Origin of the sequence: Rhodococcus sp. NPDC059968, from assembly GCF_042738615.1 — a bacterium.
GTDB lineage: Bacteria > Actinomycetota > Actinomycetes > Mycobacteriales > Mycobacteriaceae > Rhodococcus_F.
In genome coordinates, this window is record NZ_JBHWUE010000056.1 from 40,742 (window position 1) to 58,704 (window position 17,963).

The 17,963-nt window shown below is 67.7% G+C and carries 16 protein-coding genes and 3 pseudogenes; 6 read left to right on the top strand and 13 right to left on the bottom strand.

Annotated features, from left to right (window positions below):
* Window position 1 precedes the first annotated feature (1 nt).
* Window positions 2-718, top strand: coding sequence for an SRPBCC domain-containing protein (locus ACFWAY_RS34325; RefSeq protein WP_378513678.1), 717 nt, complete (start codon window positions 2-4; stop codon window positions 716-718).
* A 17-nt stretch (window positions 719-735) separates the two neighbouring features.
* Here the strand turns inward: ACFWAY_RS34325 and ACFWAY_RS34330 are convergent, their stop codons facing one another.
* On the bottom strand, window positions 736-906 hold the full coding sequence (locus ACFWAY_RS34330) for a hypothetical protein (RefSeq protein ID WP_378452630.1): 171 nt from the start codon (window positions 904-906) through the stop codon (window positions 736-738).
* Here ACFWAY_RS34330 and ACFWAY_RS34335 point away from each other — a divergent pair.
* Window positions 905-1,327, top strand: coding sequence for a PPOX class F420-dependent oxidoreductase (locus ACFWAY_RS34335; protein ID WP_378452629.1), 423 nt, complete (start codon window positions 905-907; stop codon window positions 1,325-1,327). The genes ACFWAY_RS34330 and ACFWAY_RS34335 overlap by 2 nt on opposite strands.
* On the opposite strand, the gene ACFWAY_RS34340 is transcribed toward ACFWAY_RS34335, so the two are convergent.
* Window positions 1,314-2,357, bottom strand: coding sequence for an Rv2578c family radical SAM protein (locus ACFWAY_RS34340; RefSeq protein ID WP_378452628.1), 1,044 nt, complete (start codon window positions 2,355-2,357; stop codon window positions 1,314-1,316). The genes ACFWAY_RS34335 and ACFWAY_RS34340 overlap by 14 nt on opposite strands.
* A gap of 108 nt (window positions 2,358-2,465) precedes the next feature.
* Here ACFWAY_RS34340 and ACFWAY_RS34345 point away from each other — a divergent pair, with 108 nt between their 5' ends.
* Together ACFWAY_RS34345 and ACFWAY_RS34350 are read left to right on the top strand one after the other, a co-directional pair.
* Window positions 2,466-2,864, top strand: coding sequence for a RidA family protein (locus ACFWAY_RS34345; RefSeq protein ID WP_378452627.1), 399 nt, complete (start codon window positions 2,466-2,468; stop codon window positions 2,862-2,864).
* Between the two features lie 984 nt (window positions 2,865-3,848).
* Entirely contained in the window at window positions 3,849-4,343 is a 495-nt protein-coding gene (locus ACFWAY_RS34350; RefSeq protein ID WP_378513679.1) for an SRPBCC family protein, read from the top strand.
* Window positions 4,344-4,627: 284 nt separating this feature from the next.
* Here the strand turns inward: ACFWAY_RS34350 and ACFWAY_RS34355 are convergent, their stop codons facing one another.
* Entirely contained in the window at window positions 4,628-4,885 is a 258-nt protein-coding gene (locus ACFWAY_RS34355; protein ID WP_378513680.1) for a hypothetical protein, read from the bottom strand.
* Between the two features lie 356 nt (window positions 4,886-5,241).
* Between ACFWAY_RS34355 and ACFWAY_RS34360 the strand changes: the two genes are divergently transcribed.
* Window positions 5,242-7,488: an EAL domain-containing protein gene (locus ACFWAY_RS34360; RefSeq protein ID WP_378513681.1), complete on the top strand. Its 2,247-nt coding sequence runs from the start codon at window positions 5,242-5,244 to the stop codon at window positions 7,486-7,488.
* A gap of 200 nt (window positions 7,489-7,688) precedes the next feature.
* On the opposite strand, the gene ACFWAY_RS34365 is transcribed toward ACFWAY_RS34360, so the two are convergent.
* The 6 genes from ACFWAY_RS34365 to ACFWAY_RS34390 all read right to left on the bottom strand — a co-directional run bounded on the left by ACFWAY_RS34365 (window position 7,689) and on the right by ACFWAY_RS34390 (window position 13,999).
* The gene (locus ACFWAY_RS34365; protein ID WP_378452623.1) at window positions 7,689-9,086 is read right to left on the bottom strand and encodes an NAD-dependent malic enzyme; all 1,398 of its coding nucleotides are present in this window, start codon (window positions 9,084-9,086) and stop codon (window positions 7,689-7,691) included.
* 1,326 nt (window positions 9,087-10,412) lie between these two features.
* The gene (frdD, locus tag ACFWAY_RS34370; protein WP_378452621.1) at window positions 10,413-10,799 is read right to left on the bottom strand and encodes a fumarate reductase subunit FrdD; all 387 of its coding nucleotides are present in this window, start codon (window positions 10,797-10,799) and stop codon (window positions 10,413-10,415) included.
* Window positions 10,796-11,215 carry a fumarate reductase subunit C gene (locus tag ACFWAY_RS34375; protein ID WP_378513694.1) on the bottom strand — a complete coding sequence of 140 codons (420 nt, stop codon included), beginning with the start codon at window positions 11,213-11,215 and terminating at the stop codon, window positions 10,796-10,798. The genes frdD and ACFWAY_RS34375 overlap by 4 nt, the downstream gene beginning before the upstream one ends.
* A gap of 26 nt (window positions 11,216-11,241) precedes the next feature.
* Window positions 11,242-12,009 carry a succinate dehydrogenase/fumarate reductase iron-sulfur subunit gene (locus ACFWAY_RS34380; protein ID WP_378452620.1) on the bottom strand — a complete coding sequence of 256 codons (768 nt, stop codon included), beginning with the start codon at window positions 12,007-12,009 and terminating at the stop codon, window positions 11,242-11,244.
* Window positions 12,006-13,763, bottom strand: a complete 1,758-nt coding sequence (frdA, locus tag ACFWAY_RS34385) for a fumarate reductase (quinol) flavoprotein subunit (protein WP_378452619.1) — start codon at window positions 13,761-13,763, stop codon at window positions 12,006-12,008. Before frdA ends, ACFWAY_RS34380 begins: the two co-directional genes overlap by 4 nt.
* A gap of 2 nt (window positions 13,764-13,765) precedes the next feature.
* On the bottom strand, window positions 13,766-13,999 hold the full coding sequence (locus ACFWAY_RS34390; RefSeq protein WP_378452618.1) for a hypothetical protein: 234 nt from the start codon (window positions 13,997-13,999) through the stop codon (window positions 13,766-13,768).
* 257 nt (window positions 14,000-14,256) lie between these two features.
* Between ACFWAY_RS34390 and ACFWAY_RS34395 the strand changes: the two genes are divergently transcribed.
* Window positions 14,257-15,042 (top strand): hypothetical protein, encoded by a 786-nt coding sequence (locus ACFWAY_RS34395; RefSeq protein ID WP_378513682.1) that lies wholly within the window; start codon window positions 14,257-14,259, stop codon window positions 15,040-15,042.
* A gap of 116 nt (window positions 15,043-15,158) precedes the next feature.
* Here ACFWAY_RS34395 and ACFWAY_RS34400 read toward each other — a convergent pair.
* From ACFWAY_RS34400 to ACFWAY_RS34415, 4 genes and pseudogenes are all read right to left on the bottom strand, one after another.
* A pseudogene (locus ACFWAY_RS34400) lies at window positions 15,159-15,380 on the bottom strand (TetR/AcrR family transcriptional regulator); the annotation flags it as partial.
* 223 nt (window positions 15,381-15,603) lie between these two features.
* Window positions 15,604-16,584, bottom strand: a pseudogene (locus ACFWAY_RS34405) (ERCC4 domain-containing protein).
* A gap of 343 nt (window positions 16,585-16,927) precedes the next feature.
* The gene (locus ACFWAY_RS34410) at window positions 16,928-17,521 is read right to left on the bottom strand and encodes a hypothetical protein (RefSeq protein WP_378513683.1); all 594 of its coding nucleotides are present in this window, start codon (window positions 17,519-17,521) and stop codon (window positions 16,928-16,930) included.
* Window positions 17,522-17,614 (bottom strand): annotated as a pseudogene (locus tag ACFWAY_RS34415) (pentapeptide repeat-containing protein); the annotation flags it as partial.
* Between the last annotated feature and the right edge of the window lie 349 nt (window positions 17,615-17,963).

Below are 17,963 nucleotides of genomic sequence, written 5' to 3' on the forward strand. Positions count from 1 at the left end.
CATGTCCAAGAACTTCGAGATTCGCCGCGAGGTCGTCCTGAACGCCACCCCGGAAGACGTGTTCGCCGCCGTCACCAGCGGCACCGGCGGGTGGATGTTCCCCTCCGAACTCGATCCCGGCGTCGGCAGCGAGGGACCGGACGACCCCGCCGTCGTCGCGTGGGAGCCGCCGCAGAAGTTCGCCGTGCGCCAGGAAGGTCCCGACGGCTGGTTCAACGCCCTCGAATACCTCATCGAGGCCCGCGACGGCGGCACCGCGGCGCTGCGCTACGTCCACAGCGGCATCTTCACCGACGACTGGGACGCGCAGTACGACGGCGCCGACAAGCACACCACGTTCTACCTCCACAGCCTCGGCCAGTACGTCCAGTACTTCCCCGGCCGCGCGGCCACCTACATCACGACGGGCGGCCCGGAGGCCTCCGCCGGTCCCGACGCGATGGCCACGCTCCGCGGCGCGCTCGGCCTGACCGACGCCTCCGCCGCCGGCGACACCGTGTCCGTCGACATCCCCGGTTTCGGCACCGTCGACGGTGTCGTCGACTACCTGACGCCGCACTTCATCGGCATCCGGACCGCCGACGCGCTGTACCGGTTTTACGGCCGCAACGCGTTCGGCGGAACGGTCGACGCGGCGCACCACCTGTTCGCCGCCGGCGCCGACCAGGAGAAGTCGCAGGACGCGTGGAAGTCCTGGCTGGACAACGTCTTCTCCTGAACCCGCCGAACCGCCGCTCAGGACGCCGCGGACTCGCCGGGGTTCAGACCGTGCCCGATCGTGTCGGTGGGGGTCAGCGTCGCCGTATCCGCCCCGGCCGCGGCCGGGGCACCGAAGAGTGCCGCAGCGGCACGCGAACGGACAGTCGACGCAGTGCTCTCGCTCGACATCGAAGAGGAGATTTCCATGTCGTTCACGGACGAAGAGATCGCCTACCTGCGGTCACAGCCGATCGCTCGCGTCGCCACCGTGGGCGCAGATGGGCAACCCGACGTGGTTCCACTCGCGTTCGAGTTCGACGGAACGGACTTCTGGGTGGGAGGTTCCGGACCGTCCGTCGCCGGTACCCGCAAGTTCCGGAACATCCGGGCCGGCAACGACAAGGTATCGCTGGTCGTCGACGACCTGGTGTCGTTCGAACCGTTCGTCGCGCGATCCATCCGGATCTACGGCACGGCCGATCAGCCGGTGGAACGGGACGGAATGGTCGGCCCCGGCCTCTATGTGCGCATCGCACCGACCATTTCATGGAGCTGGAACATGGCGGGAGAACCCGCCGGCGCCGAATGGTACGAGCCGAGGCGGACCGTTCACGTCAGAACAGGGTGAGCGCCGGTCCGGGACGACCGACTCCGACCAGTTCACCGCGATCGGACTCGACGGTCTCGGCGTGCCCGGCCTCCCGATGGTTCGCCCCGCCGCCCAGACCGTACCGGTCGACGAGAGGGTCGACTCGCTGCTTCAGCCACGACTTGTATTCGGGCGGAACGTAGGCCGCCCGCCCGTACAACTGCCGGTACTGACGGACGAGCGCCGGATGCTCCGTCGACAGCCAGTTCATGAACCAGCCCTTGGTGCTGCCGCGCAGGTGCATCGGGAAGACGGTCACACCCGAGGCGCCGGCGTCGGCGATCGCCTCGAGCAGGCCGTCGAGATGCCGCACCGAATCGGTCAGGAACGGGATGACGGGGGCCACCATCACATTGCAGGGCAGGCCGGCGTCGGTGATCGCCCGGATCAGATCGAGGCGCGCCTTCGGCGTGGGTGTGCCCGGCTCGATCGACTTCTGCAGGTCGGGATCGTGGATCGCCAGCGACACTCCGATGCTCACCGGCACCTGTTGGGCGGCGAGCGTCAGCAGTGGGAGGTCGCGCCGCAGCAACGTCCCCTTGGTCAGAATCGAGAACGGGGTGACGGATTCGGCCAGCGCGCGGATGATTCCGGGCATGAGACGGTACCGGCCCTCCGCCCGCTGATACGGGTCGGTGTTGGTACCGAGCGCCACGTGCTCACGCTTCCACGACTTCCGCCCCAACTCCCTGCGCAGCACCGCCGCGACATTGGTCTTCACGACGATCTGACTGTCGAAATCGCGGCCCGCGTCGAGGTCGAGGTATTCGTGGGTGGGCCGTGCGAAACAGTAGCGACACGAGTGCGAGCATCCGCGAAAAGCATTGACGGTGAACCGGAAAGGCAGTTGAGATTCCTCGGGCATCTTGTTCAGCGCGCTCTTGCAGAGCACCTCGTGGAAGGTGATGCCGTCGAACTCGGGTGTCTGCACGCTGCGCACGAGCCCGGCGCGTTCCAGCCCCGGCAGTGCACCGTCGTCGGCGTCGACCGCTTGCCCATCCCACCTCATGAGTACATGCGAACATTTGTTCTAACCGGTGTCAAGACTTCGACCCGCGAGGACACGCGACCGTCGAGGACTACCGCGCTGGTGAACGCCCGATCGAGGCTTGCGACAATGTCGCTCATGTCGAACAGAAACAACGTCTCGTCCGGTTCCGAGTGGGAAGCCAAGATCGGCTATTCCCGGGCCGTGCGCATCGGTCAGCTCGTGTCCGTGTCGGGCACCACAGCGGCGGGTCCCGACGGCCCCGTCGGTGGAAACAATCTCGGAGAACAGACCCGGGAGGCACTGCGGCGAATCGAGGCGGCACTCACGGAGGCCGGCGCGAGCACGACCGACGTCATCCGCACCCGCATGTACCTCACCGACATGAGCCGGTGGGAAGAGGCCGGCATCGCGCACGGCGAGGTCTTCGGTGAAATCCGTCCCGCCACCACGATCCTCGAGGTCAGCGCATTGATCGCCCCCGGCCTGCTCATCGAGATCGAGGCCGACGCCGTCATCGCCGACTGATCGAATCGGGGAGGCGGGCACCTCACTCTCGAGAGCACAGTCCGCCTCCCCGCATACCGGCGCCACGCCGAAAAGTGCGTCTCTCCTGCCGGATTCACGACGCATGCAAGCGTCATCAGAGCGGCACCGGCCGCGGAACGCCGCGCCAAGGTCGGGAGCTGTGGGGCCGCCGAGCGATAGTGGTGCCCGATCAGGGTGGTGCCGACGTCGATGAGGCGTGGGTCTGGCCGAAGCACAACGCCGTGCGAATCATGGTGCCGCCAGGTGGCGGGGAGACGGATCCACGGCAGCACCCCCGCCCGCCCGCTCGAGGTCTTCGACGAGTGCGAGGCGCCGGTGCTGCTTCCCGCCCCGCCGGTCTAAGACGTGCCGACCTTTGGGGCAGGTCACACTGCACCGCGACTTTCATGCCGAGGTGAACAAAGCGCTGCATTCGCTTCCCCAGCAAGTGGATCGGATCCATCCTCGCTGCCCGGGCCGACAGTGCGCTGCTGAAGGACGGAAGTACGCGTCGGTATTAGCGCACCCGACACCCGGTTGTGCGGACGTTGGCGGCCGGCAGCATCAGGTCCGGTTCCCATTTTGTTCGCCGCGAGCTGCACCCGTCGACCGGGGTGACTCTGACGAATTAGAAAACTGCGAGTCCTTTATTGCGCCTATAACATACCTTGGGTATGTTTGATGTTGACAAGTTTGCCTCACGGTGCGGAGCGGGGTTGGGCCGGCTCGGACCATGGGTCGGCCGATGATGCGCGAACACGGGAACGGTGCCGCCCGGAGCGCCCCCAACGACGGGGAAGCGGGCGGGCCCACACTATGTGGCGAACTGTCGCTGACGTTGGATGTGCCGATCCGGTTGGCCACACTCCCTATGGTGCTGCGCCGGGACGAGGCGTTTCAGGAAATGGCCGAATGATCGAACAGTCGATCCGCGGGTCGTGTCGCGATCCCGGTTTCGGTGCAACAACACCGAAAGGCGAACAAATGATGCACACTCACCACAGCGCGGTCGCCACCGTGCCGATCGACGTCGCGTTCGACTTCATCGGCGACTACCGCAACGTCCCCACCTGGGTGTTCGGCATCTCGCGATTCGATCCCACGGGCACCCTCGACCACGGCCTCGGCGCCACCTTCGACGCCGCCATGCAGGTCGGCTTCAAAACCCTCCACTCAATCCTCACGATCACCGCCTGGGAAAGAAACCGACTGATCGCCCTCGACTCGATCGACGGCTTCAGGAACACATCGATCTGGTGCTTCACCGCGACCGGCATCCGCGAGACCCAACTGAGCGTGGACTTCAGCTACGAACTCCCCAGCGGACTGACCGGAAAAGCTCTCGGCCGACTCCTCGAACCCTTCGCCGCCCAAGCCATCGGCCACACCGAATCGAACCTGCGGCGCCGGATCGAGGACTTCAATGCCGACATCCGCACGACCCACCCCTGGGACCCGGGAAACGCCGCGGCCGGATGAACCACCGCCGACCCAATTCAGTGCGCACCAACCCCGCGACCTTGATCAACTGCGGCCCCATCGTGGACAACCCGCCCAGACATTGCCACACGACGCGCCGGCGCAGCCCTGACCGCGCTGGCCACCCTCGCCGCCGTCGCCGCGGCGAGCGTGATGATCTAGCCCCAGCTCCACCGGCAATCCGTCGAAGAAAGAACATCCACCCATGAGCACACCGGCCACAGTGGTCACCCACGCACCCCGCACCACACCGACACACGCCACCACCTCGCCCGCCGGGTCGATCAGCACCGAGGAATCAAGACCCGGATCGCGGCCATGTTCGCCGACGACCCGCCACCGTCCCGGGCCACCACGGGCTGACACCGCGCACTCCGGCAATCCCGGGACTGCCGGTCGTGTTCGACGACGCAGCACCGGTGCGCCGCGGGTACCAGATGCTCCTGGCCGGCTGCGACCACGCTGCCGCATCCCCGCTCGATGATTACATCGCCGTCCACGCGGGCGTCGACGACTACCGCAACCCCGGCGGTCCGGGACACGATCGCCGACCCTCGCCGCCACACCCGAACCGACGCCGAGGTGGTGTGGGAACGGCACCGGGCCCGGTTCCGGGAACGACGGTATCGGCCGCCACCGGCGTGAAACCGAGGTCCGCAACGGTAGCGGTATGGCCCCGATCCCGGACCTCGTCCCCGGGTGGCGTCGAGCGTCCGGGGAACGGGCGCTCTCCGGACGGGGTGAGGTGCTCGGCGTGGTCGCGCGTCGGCGCTGTCGGTACCCGGTGATTATCGGTTGTAGGCCCCGCTGACCCGCTCGATGCCGGGGTGTCGTCGAGGGAGTATCCATCGGGCCGGGAGTACGATCCGGTAGGCACCAGAGCGCGGGAGGGTGCACGGTGACGTACGAGGCGGCGGACCCCGACCTGTGGCGGTCGGTGCTCAACCAGGCCCCCGACCTGGTGTTCCTATCCGATTTCGTCACCGGCCGCATCCTGTATCTCAACCCGGCGGGAATCCGGCTGGTGGGCTTGCGCGACGACGCGGACGCCCAGGCCCGGACCACCGCCGAATTCCTCACCGACGCCGGACTGGCCCAGACACCCGCAGTGGAGGCGGCCCTGACCCACCAGGGGCACTGGCAGGGGATCAGCGAGCTGCGGCACTTCGGCACCGGTGAGCCGATCCCGGTATCCGTCTCTGCATTCGCGGTGCGTCACGGGGAGGCCCGCCCGGCTGTGATCGCCGCGATTATGCGCGACCGCCGCAGCCGCCGCACACAGGATCGCCGATTCCGGAAGGCACTCGAGTCGACCGCGCACCGGGCCCGCGAACAACACGCCCTGGCCGAGCTCGGCCAGCTCGCCGTCGACGCCGACCTCGACACCCTGCTGCCCGCCGCCGTAGGGGCGGCCGCCACCCTGATCGGGGTGCAGTGCGCCTCGATCTCCCGGATCACCGACACCGACGCGCTCGAAGTCCTCGCCTACCGCGGGCAACCCCCCCAACCGCGGTCCTTCGCCGCCGGGGCGGCATCGCAGCCGGGGTACGCCCTGGCCACCGGCGAGGTGGTCGTCTGCCCGAACCGGGAGCAGGAAACCCGGTTCGCCACCACCACGATGGCCGGGCGCGGGCTGCGCAGCGGCATCAGTGTGCCGATCGGCGACGGAACCCTCTGGGGGGTGCTCACCGTACACAGCGCCCGCCCCCGCGACTACACCGACCGCGATGTCGCGTTTCTGCGGGCGGTCGCCGCCGTGCTGTCCGCCGCGATCGGCCGGATCGACGCCGAAACCCGGGTGCGGCAGCAGAGCCTGCACGACCCGCTCACCGGATTGCCGAACCGCACCGCTGCATACCGGCGGATCACCGCCGCCCTCGACACCGCCCACCAGGACCACACCCTCCTCGCGCTGCTGCTGGTCGATCTCGACGACTTCAAGATCGTCAACGACAGCCTCGGGCACGCCCACGGCGACGCGGCCCTGATCCGGCTGGCGGGGCGGCTGGCCGGGGCGGTCCGCCCGGCCGACACCGTCGCCCGCCTCGGCGGCGACGAATTCGTCATCGTCTGCGAGGACATCGGAACCGAGGACGCGGCGACCTCGCTGGCCGCCCGGATCACCGCTTTGCTGCGCACCCCGGACCCGACCGCGGGCCCCCCGATGCCGCTGCGCGCCAGCATCGGCATCGCCGTCTCCGACCACACCGCCACCCCCACCGCCGACGAGCTGATCCGGCGGGCCGACCTGGCGATGTACCGAGCCAAGAGCGCCGGGTCCGGCAGCCACGCGCTCTACCACCCGGGCGACGGCGACAGCTACGACGCCGACCGGGTGCTGCGGTTGTCCACCGACCTGCGCACCGCACTCGACCGCGACCAGCTCACCCTGCTCTACCAGCCGATCTTCGACCTGAGGAGCGGCGCCGTCGTCGCCGCCGAGGCCCTGCCCCGGTGGGCGCACCCGGCCCTCGGGGACATCAGCGCCACCGAGTTCGTCGCCGTCGCCGAACGCACCGGCCTGATCGGCGCCCTCGGCTCCTGGGCGCTGCGCACCGCCTGCCGGCGGGCTGCCGCCTGGCAGGCGCCCACTGGGATCGACGTCCACGTCCACGTCAATGTCAGCACCGTGCAACTGCGCGATCCCCGGTTCGCCGAGCAGATCGCCGACATCCTCGCCGACACCGGGCTGCCCGCGCGCCGACTCGGCCTCGAGATCAGCGAAACCGCGTCCGCGGCGGTCACCGTCCGCGCCGTCCGCACCCTGACCGCGCTGCACGAGATGGGGGTGGTGCTGCTGCTCGATCACCTCGGCACCGGACACGGCCCACTCGGGTACCTGACCCGGTACCCGATGTTCGACGGCTTCAAGATCGCCCGCGCGCACATCGCCGCCCTCCCCGGCCCGCGGCCCGAGGCCGTGGTCACCGCCCTCCTCACCATCGCCCGCGCCTACGGCGCCACCGTCATCGGCGACGGCGTGGACAACCAGTCCCAACTCGACACCCTCCGTGCCCGCGGCTGCGACCAGGCGCAGGGCTCCTACCTCGCCCCACCCGCCCCCGCCGGCACCGTCGCCGGGCTGCTGCGGCAGCACCCTCCGGGCACCCTGGGACCGGGGTCGGCTCGCCCACAAGTCGATTGAGCCGATGCGGTCAACGCTGCCCGCGTCGACGCAACCTCAGTGACAGCCAGTCGGAGTCCGGCGCCCGGGCGTGCAGCGCAAGCAGGCGACCCCGACGGCGACGGCCAGCGACGGCTGGTGCAAGTCCAGAGGAGGGGCCTCGGGACACCTCGCCCGCTGCGGTGATCGCCCGGCCGCACGCACGACGAAGATTGAGTGGCTCACTTCTCGGGCTGTGGCCCCCGCTCGGCCACCTCACGGACCGCCGCCGCAACCGCCGGTGCAACGGCGGCGTCGAACACGCTCGGCACGATGTAGGTGGCATTGAGCTCGGACGGCGACACCCTGTCGGCGATCGCGCGGGCCGCGGCGATCAGCATCTCGTCGGTGATGTCGACCGCGTGCGCGTCGAGCAGACCTCGAAACACCCCGGGGAAAGCGAGGACGTTGTTGATCTGGTTGGGAAAGTCCGACCGGCCGGTGGCCACCACGGTGGCATGTTCTCCGGCGGCGACCGGGTCGACCTCCGGGACCGGATTGGCGAGCGCGAACACGATCGACTCGTCGGCCATCGCCGCGATGTCATCGCCCGTGAGAATGTTCGGCGCCGAGACACCGATGAACACGTCCGCCCCCACCAGCGCGTCCCGCAGCGAGCCCGTCCGAGCCTCCGGATTGGTATTCTCGGCGATCCAGGTACGAAACTCGTCGGCCGTGTCGTCGGGGGACAAGATCCCCCGCCGCCCGCAGCCGATGATGTTCGTGCCGCCCTGGGCGACGAGCAACCGGATGATGGCGTGCCCCGCCGCGCCGACACCCGAGACCACGATCCGAGCCCGGTCGAGTGACTTGCCGACCACACGCAGCGCGTTGGTCAGAGCGGCCAAGACCACGATCGCGGTGCCGTGCTGGTCGTCGTGGAACACCGGAATGTCGAGGATACCGCGCAGCCGGGCCTCGATCTCGAAACACCTTGGGGCGGAAATGTCTTCGAGATTGATGCCGCCGTACACCGGCGCCAGGGCACGAACGATCTCGACGATGGCATCCGGGTCCTGGGTGTCAAGGCAGACGGGCCATGCGTCGACGCCGGCGAACCGTTTGAACAGTGCCGCCTTGCCCTCCATCACCGGGATCGACGCCGCCGCACCGATGTTGCCCAAGCCCAGCACCGCGGACCCGTCGGTGACCACGGCGACGGTGTTGCGTTTGATCGTGAGGCGGCGCACGTCCTCGGGGTGTTCGGCGATCGCGGTACACACCCGGGCGACGCCGGGGGTGTAGGCGCGGGAGAGGTCGTCGCGGTGTTTGAGCGGAACCGTGGGAACCACCTCGAGCTTGCCGCCCAGATGCAGCAGGAAGGTGCGATCGCTGACCTTGCCAACGATCACCCCCGGAACCTCAGCGATCGCGGTAGAGATCTGGTCGGCGTGCGCGACGTCCGAGGCGTCGCAGGTCAGGTCGATGACCATATGGTCGGGATGGCTCTCGACCACATCGAGCGCCGTCATGGCACCCTTCACCGATGCGATCGCGGCCGCCAACGTCGATGTGGTGCCGGCGCCGACCGGTGCATGGACGCGGACGGTGATCGAATAGCCGGGGCTGGGACTGGACATTTGAAGCTCCTGGATACTGGATGATGACCGGCGGGGTTCCGGGCGGGTCATCGGGTGCCCGATCGGTACGCACGCACCGGGTGCCTCCGCCTGCAACACCTTCAGTCTGCGCGGCCGGCGCCGATCCGGACAAGAGGACAACCATCCGGCCCCGCTCGGCGGCGATCGTTCCTCGGCGCGCACGCACCGGCATATGACCACCGCGCAAGCACCGATCTGCATCCACCAACCTCGCGAGTTCGGCTCATGGATCCGGGAGGACGCGATGCGCCGCGTCTCCGGGACGCGGAGCACGATGCAAGACATACACACGCCGACCAGGAGGCAGGGGCGAACACACCGCGAACACCGACGCCGCGGCAACGTCCTCGACACTGCCCGCCGAGTATGTGAGCGGGTGCGCACGTACAACGGCGCACCTGCGCGTACCGACATCATCACGGGGCAGATCCCGGTGAAATCGCAGACACGCTCTCCGCCTCGTCGAGATCAACGGCTCCCCCGCCATGACGCACCCTCGCGATGGCGGCGATAACGGCGCAGGTGTCCGTACGGGCTAAGGCTGACCACAAGCGCTGCTCCCACATGACCATCCACGGATGGGTATTCGACTCCGACGGCTAACCGATCACACCGAGCATCCTCACGTTCGCACACGCGCCAAAGCTGCCCGACCCCGGTCGGGCGAACAGGTGTCCTTACGGGAAAACCTCGCAACACCGGATATCGAGGGCTTTCCGACCAGGGGCTACGGCGTCGTAGCGCCGCTAGCGGATCGGCGGACTGGACGACCCGGACTGCGCGACCCAACGGGCTCTTCTTTTTCCGGTCGAGTCCATGGCCGAGGGGCAGATGCGCATTTGACTGCGGCGTTGTTCGTTGCGGAGGTGCATCACGCCCACTCCCTCGACGCCCAAAAAGAGCGAACCAACTTGGTCCTCGAATGCTCAGCACTCATGCCCTGATCAGGGTTAACGTCGTGCACATGTCCACCGTGATCACCGCCCCACTCGAAGCGCTCAAACGCATGATCCCCACCGCAGAGCCGCGACACATGGCGGCGACCAGCGGCGCCCCCCTGACGATTCCGGTACCCGACCCTGTGGATGACGGAAGTCGCTGCTACGAACTGATTTTCCGGCGTGTTGGACCCACACCCGCCCTGTACCGGCGCTCACGGAGGCCACGGTTGCGCGCAGGTCATCGCCGGCACAATGTCCACGCCGGCAGGACAATTCAACGCCCTTTCAGGTCGCGGCACACGCATTCACTGCCCGAACGGTATCCGCGCGGCGTGTGCGGGTCCCGCGATGACTGCATCGGGCGTCACCATGCGCTGATGAGCAGATACGCGGCCACAACGGACCCCACCACCGCGCCGCCGTAACACAGCACCACGATCACCCCACCGGCCCGCTCGAGACGCAAGCCGTGATACAGGACGAAGCGAAATCTATGCGCCCAGTGGAACAATGCCAGAACACAGAGCCCGAAGAGCACCAGCAGTGTGACCGGATGGTGCAGCACCGACAGCAGGTGGGAGTGGTCGGGCGCGGCCAACCAGCCGAGCGGGATCGCGACGCCGAACAAAACCAGCAGTACGGGAATCAGCAAGGCCGCGGTCATGCCACCAGCGCTGAACAGCAGCCACGCTGCAGGTTCCAGCGATCTCGGTGTGCTCCGATTCCGTGCCGGTGTCCTCTTTGTCGTCATCGCAAGATCACCCACGCCACAACCGCCGAACACGTCGCCCACAGGCCGTAATGCGCTGTGAGCACCACACGTGGCGGAACTGGCCGCCCGCGCAGCCGGACCACCATCGCCTTGGGCGCCAGGTTGAACCACGTCACGGCGTGCAGCAGCACGAAAGCCGAGGCGATCACGTCGAGCGCGACCACCCACGGGCGGGCGCTCCAGTCGAGGAACTCCTGGTAGGCCACGGGACCGGAGCTGACCGCGTCGACCAGCATCAGCAGGAACACCACAAACCACGCGACGAACACACTCGACAGCTCGCGCATCATGAACAGGAAGTACGAGCGTCGCCGAAGCCACCACAACCGCGACACCGGTGGCCGGTACGGGCGAGCCGGGTATGCGCCTCCGGCGCCGGTGGGAGCGGTGTCCATGCCTCCAGCGCCGACGGGTCCGGCGGTCACCGCGCACCTCGGGGCAACAGGAACTCCTTGAGCGACTTCGTCGCCGCGGTCAGCTTGTAGCGTTGGATCGCGCCGGCGGGGTCGACGCCCTTGGGGCATGCGACGCTGCACTCGCCCACGTAGGTGCAGGCCCACGCGCCCTCCGCGGAGGCGAGTACATCACGCCGGTCCTCGGCGCCCTCGTCCCGCGAGTCCAGGTTGTACCGTTGCCCCAACGCAATCGCCGCCGGGCCGACGAACAGGGGGTCGAGGGCGTACACCGGGCAGGCGGCGTAGCAGAGCATGCAGTTGATGCACATGCTGTACTTCTTGTATTCGTCCATCTGCTCCGGTGTCTGCAAATACTCGCCGTCCGCGGGCTCGGTGTCGTCCGAGCGGATCAGCCATGGCTTGACCGTGGGCAGCTTCTCCATGAAATCACTGATATCGACGACCAGGTCGCGGATCACCGGGAAGTTTCGCATCGGCTCGACCCGGACGGGCCCCGGCGCGTAGTCGGTCAGGAATGTCGAGCAGGTCAGCTTGGGCTCGCCGTTGACGGTCATGCCGCAGCTGCCGCAGATGCCCATCCGGCACGACCAGCGGTAGGACAGCGTGCCGTCGAGGTGGTCCTTGATGTAGTTGAGGCCGTCGAGGATCGCCCACTGCTTGCGCAGCGGAACCTTGTAGCTCTGCAATGCCGGCTCGGACTCCTGCTCGGGGCGGTAGCGCGAGACCTCCATCGTGATGGTGTCGGCAGTGGTTGTGTCCGCCACGGCTCTCATCTCCCGTATACCCGCTCGCCCGGCGGCCAGCGGGTGATCGTGACCGGGAGGTACGAGAAGCGGGACTCCCCGTCGGGCTCCCGATGAATCAGTGAATGGGCCAGATACCGCTCGTCGTCACGCGCGGGGAAGTCGGTGCGCTGGTGGGCGCCGCGAGACTCCTCCCGTCGCAGGGCGCTGCCCACGATGCACTCGGCGACGTCCAACATGCACGACAGCTCGAGGGTGGCGACCAGTTCGGTATTGAAGGTACGGCTGTGGTCATCGATGGCCGCGCCGGCGTAGCGCTCCCGCAGCGCCCTGAGTGTGTCGACCGCCTTGCTCAGTGTTTCCTCGTCCCGAAAGATGCCGGCCCCGGCCTCCATCGCATCCTGCATCTCGGTACGAATGTCGGCGATGCGTTCACGACCCGAGCCGCCCTCGCCCTGGTGCCGGGCAAGCTCGGTTTCGAGCCGGTGCTGCTCGTCGCGTCCCTGCGCTTCGACCGCCGCGCTGGATGACCTGGTGCGTAGTTGCCCCACGTAGTCCGCCGCGGCCTGTCCTGCGCGGGCTCCGAAGACCAGCAGTTCCGGTAGGGAGTTCGAGCCCAGCCGGTTGGCGCCGTTGATGCTCACGCACGCGACTTCGCCCGCGGCATACAGGCCGGCCAAGTCGGTTGCGCCGTGGATGTCGGTGTGGATCCCACCCATCATGTAGTGCACGACCGGGCGCACCGGGATGAGTTCGTGGACCGGGTCGATGTTCTGGTAGCTGGCGCACAGTTCGCGCACGAATGGCAGTTTGGCGTCGATGACGTTCGCGCCGAGGTGGCGAAGGTCTAGATGGACGATCGGCCCGCTGGGGGTATCGATGGTCCGGCCTTTCTCCTGCTCGTGCACGAATGCCTGAGAGAGCCGGTCGCGCGGCCCCAGCTCCATGCTCCGCAGCTGAGGTTCGGGAGTGGGTGTGCCGAGGTCGTAGTCCTGCAGGTAGCGGTAGCCGTCCTTGTTCAGCAACCATCCGCCTTCCGCACGGGCGGCCTCGGTGATCAGGATGCCGGTGAAGGGTAGGCCGGTCGGGTGGTACTGGACGAACTCCATGTCTTTCAGGCCGGCGCCCGCCCGGTAGGCCAGAGCCATGCCATCGCCGGTCTTGATGTTGGCGTTGGTAGTGAAGGGGAAGACCCGACCGCAGCCTCCGGTGCACATGATGACGGCGCCGGCCAAGATCGTCTCGATCCGGCCGGTGGCCAACTCGATCGCCACCACGCCGCGCACCCGGCCTTCGTCGACCAGAATTGTCGTGACGAACCACTCGTCGTAACGCACGATGTCCGAATAGGACAGTGCCGTCTGGAACAGTGTGTGCAGTAAATGAAAGCCGGTCTTGTCGGCGGCGAACCACGTGCGCTTCTTTCGCATTCCGCCGAAAGCGCGCACGGCAATGTGCCCGTTCGACTGTCTGCTCCAGGGACAGCCCCAGTGTTCGAGGCGAAGCAGCTCGGTCGGGGCTTCCTCGATGAATGCCTCGACGGCATCCTGGTCGGACAACCAGTCGCTGCCGGACACGGTGTCGTAGGCGTGTTCGTCGAGGGTGTCGTCATCGGCGATGACGGCAGCGGCTCCACCCTCTGCTGAGACTGTGTGGCTGCGCATCGGATAGACCTTCGACACGATCGCGACGCTCAGCTTCGGGTCGGCTTCCGCGATGGCGATGGCCGCACGCAGGCCCGCGCCACCGCCGCCGACGATGACGACGTCGTGGAATGCGGTCATTTTCAGGCCTCGTGATTGCCGCTGTGCTCGTCCTTCAGGACCTTGCCGTCGTGGCGGATGGTCTTGATACGGACGGAGCCGTCGTGGAATTCGTGGCGAATTATGCGGCAACCGCAGGCGTAGGTCCGGTCGTCGATGCGCAGGCCTTCGTCGTCGTTCTCCTGGTGCCGTCGACCGTCCACCACACGCCCGCAGGGTGCTCGCTCCGCGGCGAAGGGTGAACTCGTGCGGATCATCGGCCACCTCCCTACCCCTGGCGGACGGCCAAACCGCTGATCGGTCTCCTCGGCCGGGTTGTGGGGCCGGACGCCAGACGACGCAGTGTGATCTAGTTCACACTGGACGATACGCCTCTTCACGCACGGTTCAGAGCGGATGCCGGTGGCCAGCGCTGAACCTCAGGGCAGCCTGTGATCCACGGTCACAAACAGCGGCCCGCCCCAAATGCGAGCGGGGCTGTCGCGGGTGAGCCGGCCTAGACCAGACTGAGAAGATGCTGATCCTCTCGGACGCCAACGCCACACCCACTGCCACACTCGGTATACCGGGCAGCGTCGTCCACCTGTGTGTACGCGTTCCCGTCTCGGACCGTTCCTTGACGGCCGGGGCGATCCGCACACTCCTGGTGGCCGACCTGACCCGACGGGTACTCGAGGATGTGCACCGCTCGCAGGTCGCACTCACCTTTCTCGCCTCCCGACCCGGTTCACCCTTGGCGCCAGGCGATCTCGACGTGTGGATGATCCGCCCACCGGCGGGAGTCTTCGATTCCGTCGATGCCGCGGCGGCCGGAGTCGGCACCTCGGTCGGGCTCATGGTCACCGCGGCCGAAGACGCAACTGCAGAGTCTGCTCTGACAGTCGGTGCCGCGGCCGGGTCCGAGCCGCTCGACGATCTGATCCACGCCGGTCATGATCAGTTGACGCTGCGTTGTGTGCTGCTCTCGACGCCGTACCGGCAGCAAGCGCCCTTGACAATAGAGCGGATCGCCGGCGCCGCGCGGCTGTTGCATCGATGGCGGCAGCTCGTCGCCGACTGGAGCACGCACACCTCCGTTCCGATGCCCGCAGACATCGTCGAAGCCGCGTATCGTGCATTCGACCGAAACCTCGACATGCCGGCGGTTCTCGACCTGATGCACCACGTCGAGTCCGACGCCGCGATCGCCCCGGGCGCCAAATTCGAAACCTTTGTCCACCTCGACCGGGTGCTCGCCTTCGATCTGACCCGCCACCTCGGCACGGGGCTCCCGCCGTCGACCTCGAGCACAACGACCTGATATGGACGCAGCCGCGGATCGACTGTCGACCTGAGCGCCTCAATTGAAGACGTGCTCTGCCTCCCGCGGTTACACCCGCACCAACACTGCACTGGGCCGTTCGGTGATCCACGCCCTCAGCCCGGGGACGTCACGGTGACCGCGGCCCCGAGGCTGGCCAGCCAGCGCAACACCAGTCCGTCGAGCGCAGCCAGAGCGAAGCGTGCGATCTTGTCGACGGGCGTACCCCAGATGATCCCGGCCCGGTGTGTGCACAGGTCGAGGAATGCGATGGCTTCGGTGCCCATGGTGCGGTACTGCTGGGCCGCGATCGCCCCGGCAGAATCGTTGCCGGCACCAAGGAGTTCACGAAGACCTGCGCAGCGATCGCCGGCGCCAACTCGATGAGCTGTCCGCGGCGAACATCCGCGGGAAGCCACTGCGACATCAGCAGATGGGATGCGCTCGAGCCGCAACGGGGGCTGAAGCCGGCGACCGCATCCTTCGGCCGTGTCGGAGCACTGCCCCAGAACGAGGGGCACGGGAGCTATCCGCTGCACCCCCGTGTACGTCGGTGGACGATTACGGGGATCCTGCGTGAGCTGCCGCGAACGCTCGCATCACCACCGCCGGGATCCGCCCCTTCTCCGACACCGCGATGCCCTGAGCCCGGGCCCAGGCGCGGACGACCCCGGGACGCGGCAGGGCCAATTCCGCAGTCAGGACAGGACCGGCGGTCGCGAACGTGGTTTCGAGATCAGCAGTCGCCCGAGCCGATTCCCACTCGTGCAGACATGCGCCCAGCCAGCGTTAGGTCCACTCCTGTGCCAATTGCCGGCTCTCGCAGAAGGTCACCGGCAGCGCCGGGAACCGAGCCTGCAATTCGGCCAAACCCTCCGCGACCTTGGCGCCGCTGACGTGTTCGAGCTTGAACAGCCGGCCGTACCGGTCCTCGACCACCACGGCGGCCCGAGGCAACGCAGTCAACTCCGCCGCCGCGTATGTCATCCGCCCGGAAAGCAGGCTCGCCGCAAGATCCTCGAGCGTCTTGCGTTCCACCGCTGCCACGATCTCGTCACCGACCTCAACCGCGTAGTCCCCCACCGGCAGCCGTCGCCGCACCGTGCTCGCTTGCTGCTTCGCGAAGTTGTACGGATACTTTTCGGCGGTGTCGACGACGATGTCGAGCACGCGGCCGTGGGCCCGCGCCGTCGGCACCGTCACCGCGGGCCTCGCCTGTTTAGCGGTGCGCGGCGACTGCCGGAAGATCACCTCCCGCCCCCGCGCTCGGGTCACCACCAGCTGGGAGCGGTTCTCTCGGGCGCGAGTGAGCACCAGGTCGATCGCGGGGCCTCGCCCGGTGCACGAACGCACCTCGAGCCGCTCGAGGATCTCGGCGTCGGCCGGCCACCCCTCGGCCCGGTGGCAGTACACCTTGGATTCGCGGGGCCAGGGCCGCTTGGCCTTGACCACGATGCCGCCCGGTCCCAGCGGGACCCGGACCAGATAGGGAAGCGTCGAATCCGCTTCCGGATTCCGCGCGATCAGCAGGTCGTCGGGCATGATGCCAGGGTAAAGGCCCAGCCGCAGAACTTCGACCGACTCGCCTGGACCTCGCGCGAACTGATCCAGCATCTGGGTGGCACCTAGTCATCGATCAGCACCACTGATGACGAGCGAGGCGTTCGCGCCGATCACTACCAGTACACGTACGACGCTCGACGGGACAGCACTGCGATTCAGCCCGCCCGACGGTGTTGCGATACCGAGGCTCTGACCCGTGCCAGCACTGGCCCAACCCTTCACCGGCTCCACCTCTTCAGCGAGTCACGCCACGCCGATTCGTCCGGCGCTGCATCGGGACCGAAGCTGGCGGGGGTATCTCGCGTCGGTCGGCGACCAGCCGCTAACTGCCGAACAGGTCCTGAAGCGAACCGTCCGTCGAAGCGGGTGAGATTTCGATGCTCACGCCGGTGGTGGCATCCGGCGACACGCCGTTGCTCGCGCCGACGGTGATCGGGAACAACCCCGCCGCGGTGGGCGTCCCCGACAACACGCCCGCAGCGGACAGAGTGAGTCCGGCAGGCAGTGGGTCCGCCGTCGTCACCGTCGGGACCGGGGTGCCGGCCACCGTGAACGCGAAGCTGTACGAAGTGCCGACGGTGCCCGCCGGGGGCGTACCCGAGATGGTGGGAGCAACGCCGAACGGAGACACGTCGACGTCGAAGGTGAGGGTGCCCGGATCACCCACGTTCGTGCTCACGCCGCAGGTGACCGGCGTCGTTCCCACCGAGAACACGCTACCCGACGCAGGGGTACAGGGTCCGAACGTGACTGGATAGCCGAATGCCATCGCGGGATCGACCCAAGAGACCGTCGCGGTGCCGCCCTGGTCCGCCTGTGCGGTCTGATCTCCGGGGCTCAGCAGCGTCCCGATGAAGTCTGCGCCAGTCAGGTTCGCGCCGCTCAGGTCGGTGATCCCCAAGTCCTGGCCGAGCATTGCGCCAGTCAGGTCCGCCTCGGTCAGGTTCGCGCCGCTCAGGTTCGCACCGGGGCAGGCCGTGTGAGTGGCGGGGGTGGGACTGTCAACGATTGCACGAACCGATGACGATGCCCGCCGCCGCGACCGGGACCGCCGTCACCGATCCGCCCACGGCCACCCCGGTAGCCCATCCACCCCAAGAGCGGGCCAGCAAAGTGGACTCCACGCAGACAGTTGAGCAATTCACGATGTCTTCGCAGAACGTTACAACCACGACCCCTGGGGACAATCCGCTTCTCGCCGTCGTCCGGCCCATCCCTCGCAATGCCCAGAGTGCGGTTCCAGGTCCGCCGGCGGTCGCGCTCAGTGCCTCCGACTCGCGGTCCGCACGCCCACCAACGGCGAAATCTGCACCTACGACGGCCCGAACCTGCCCTGAAACTGCTGCGTCGGAGCGCAT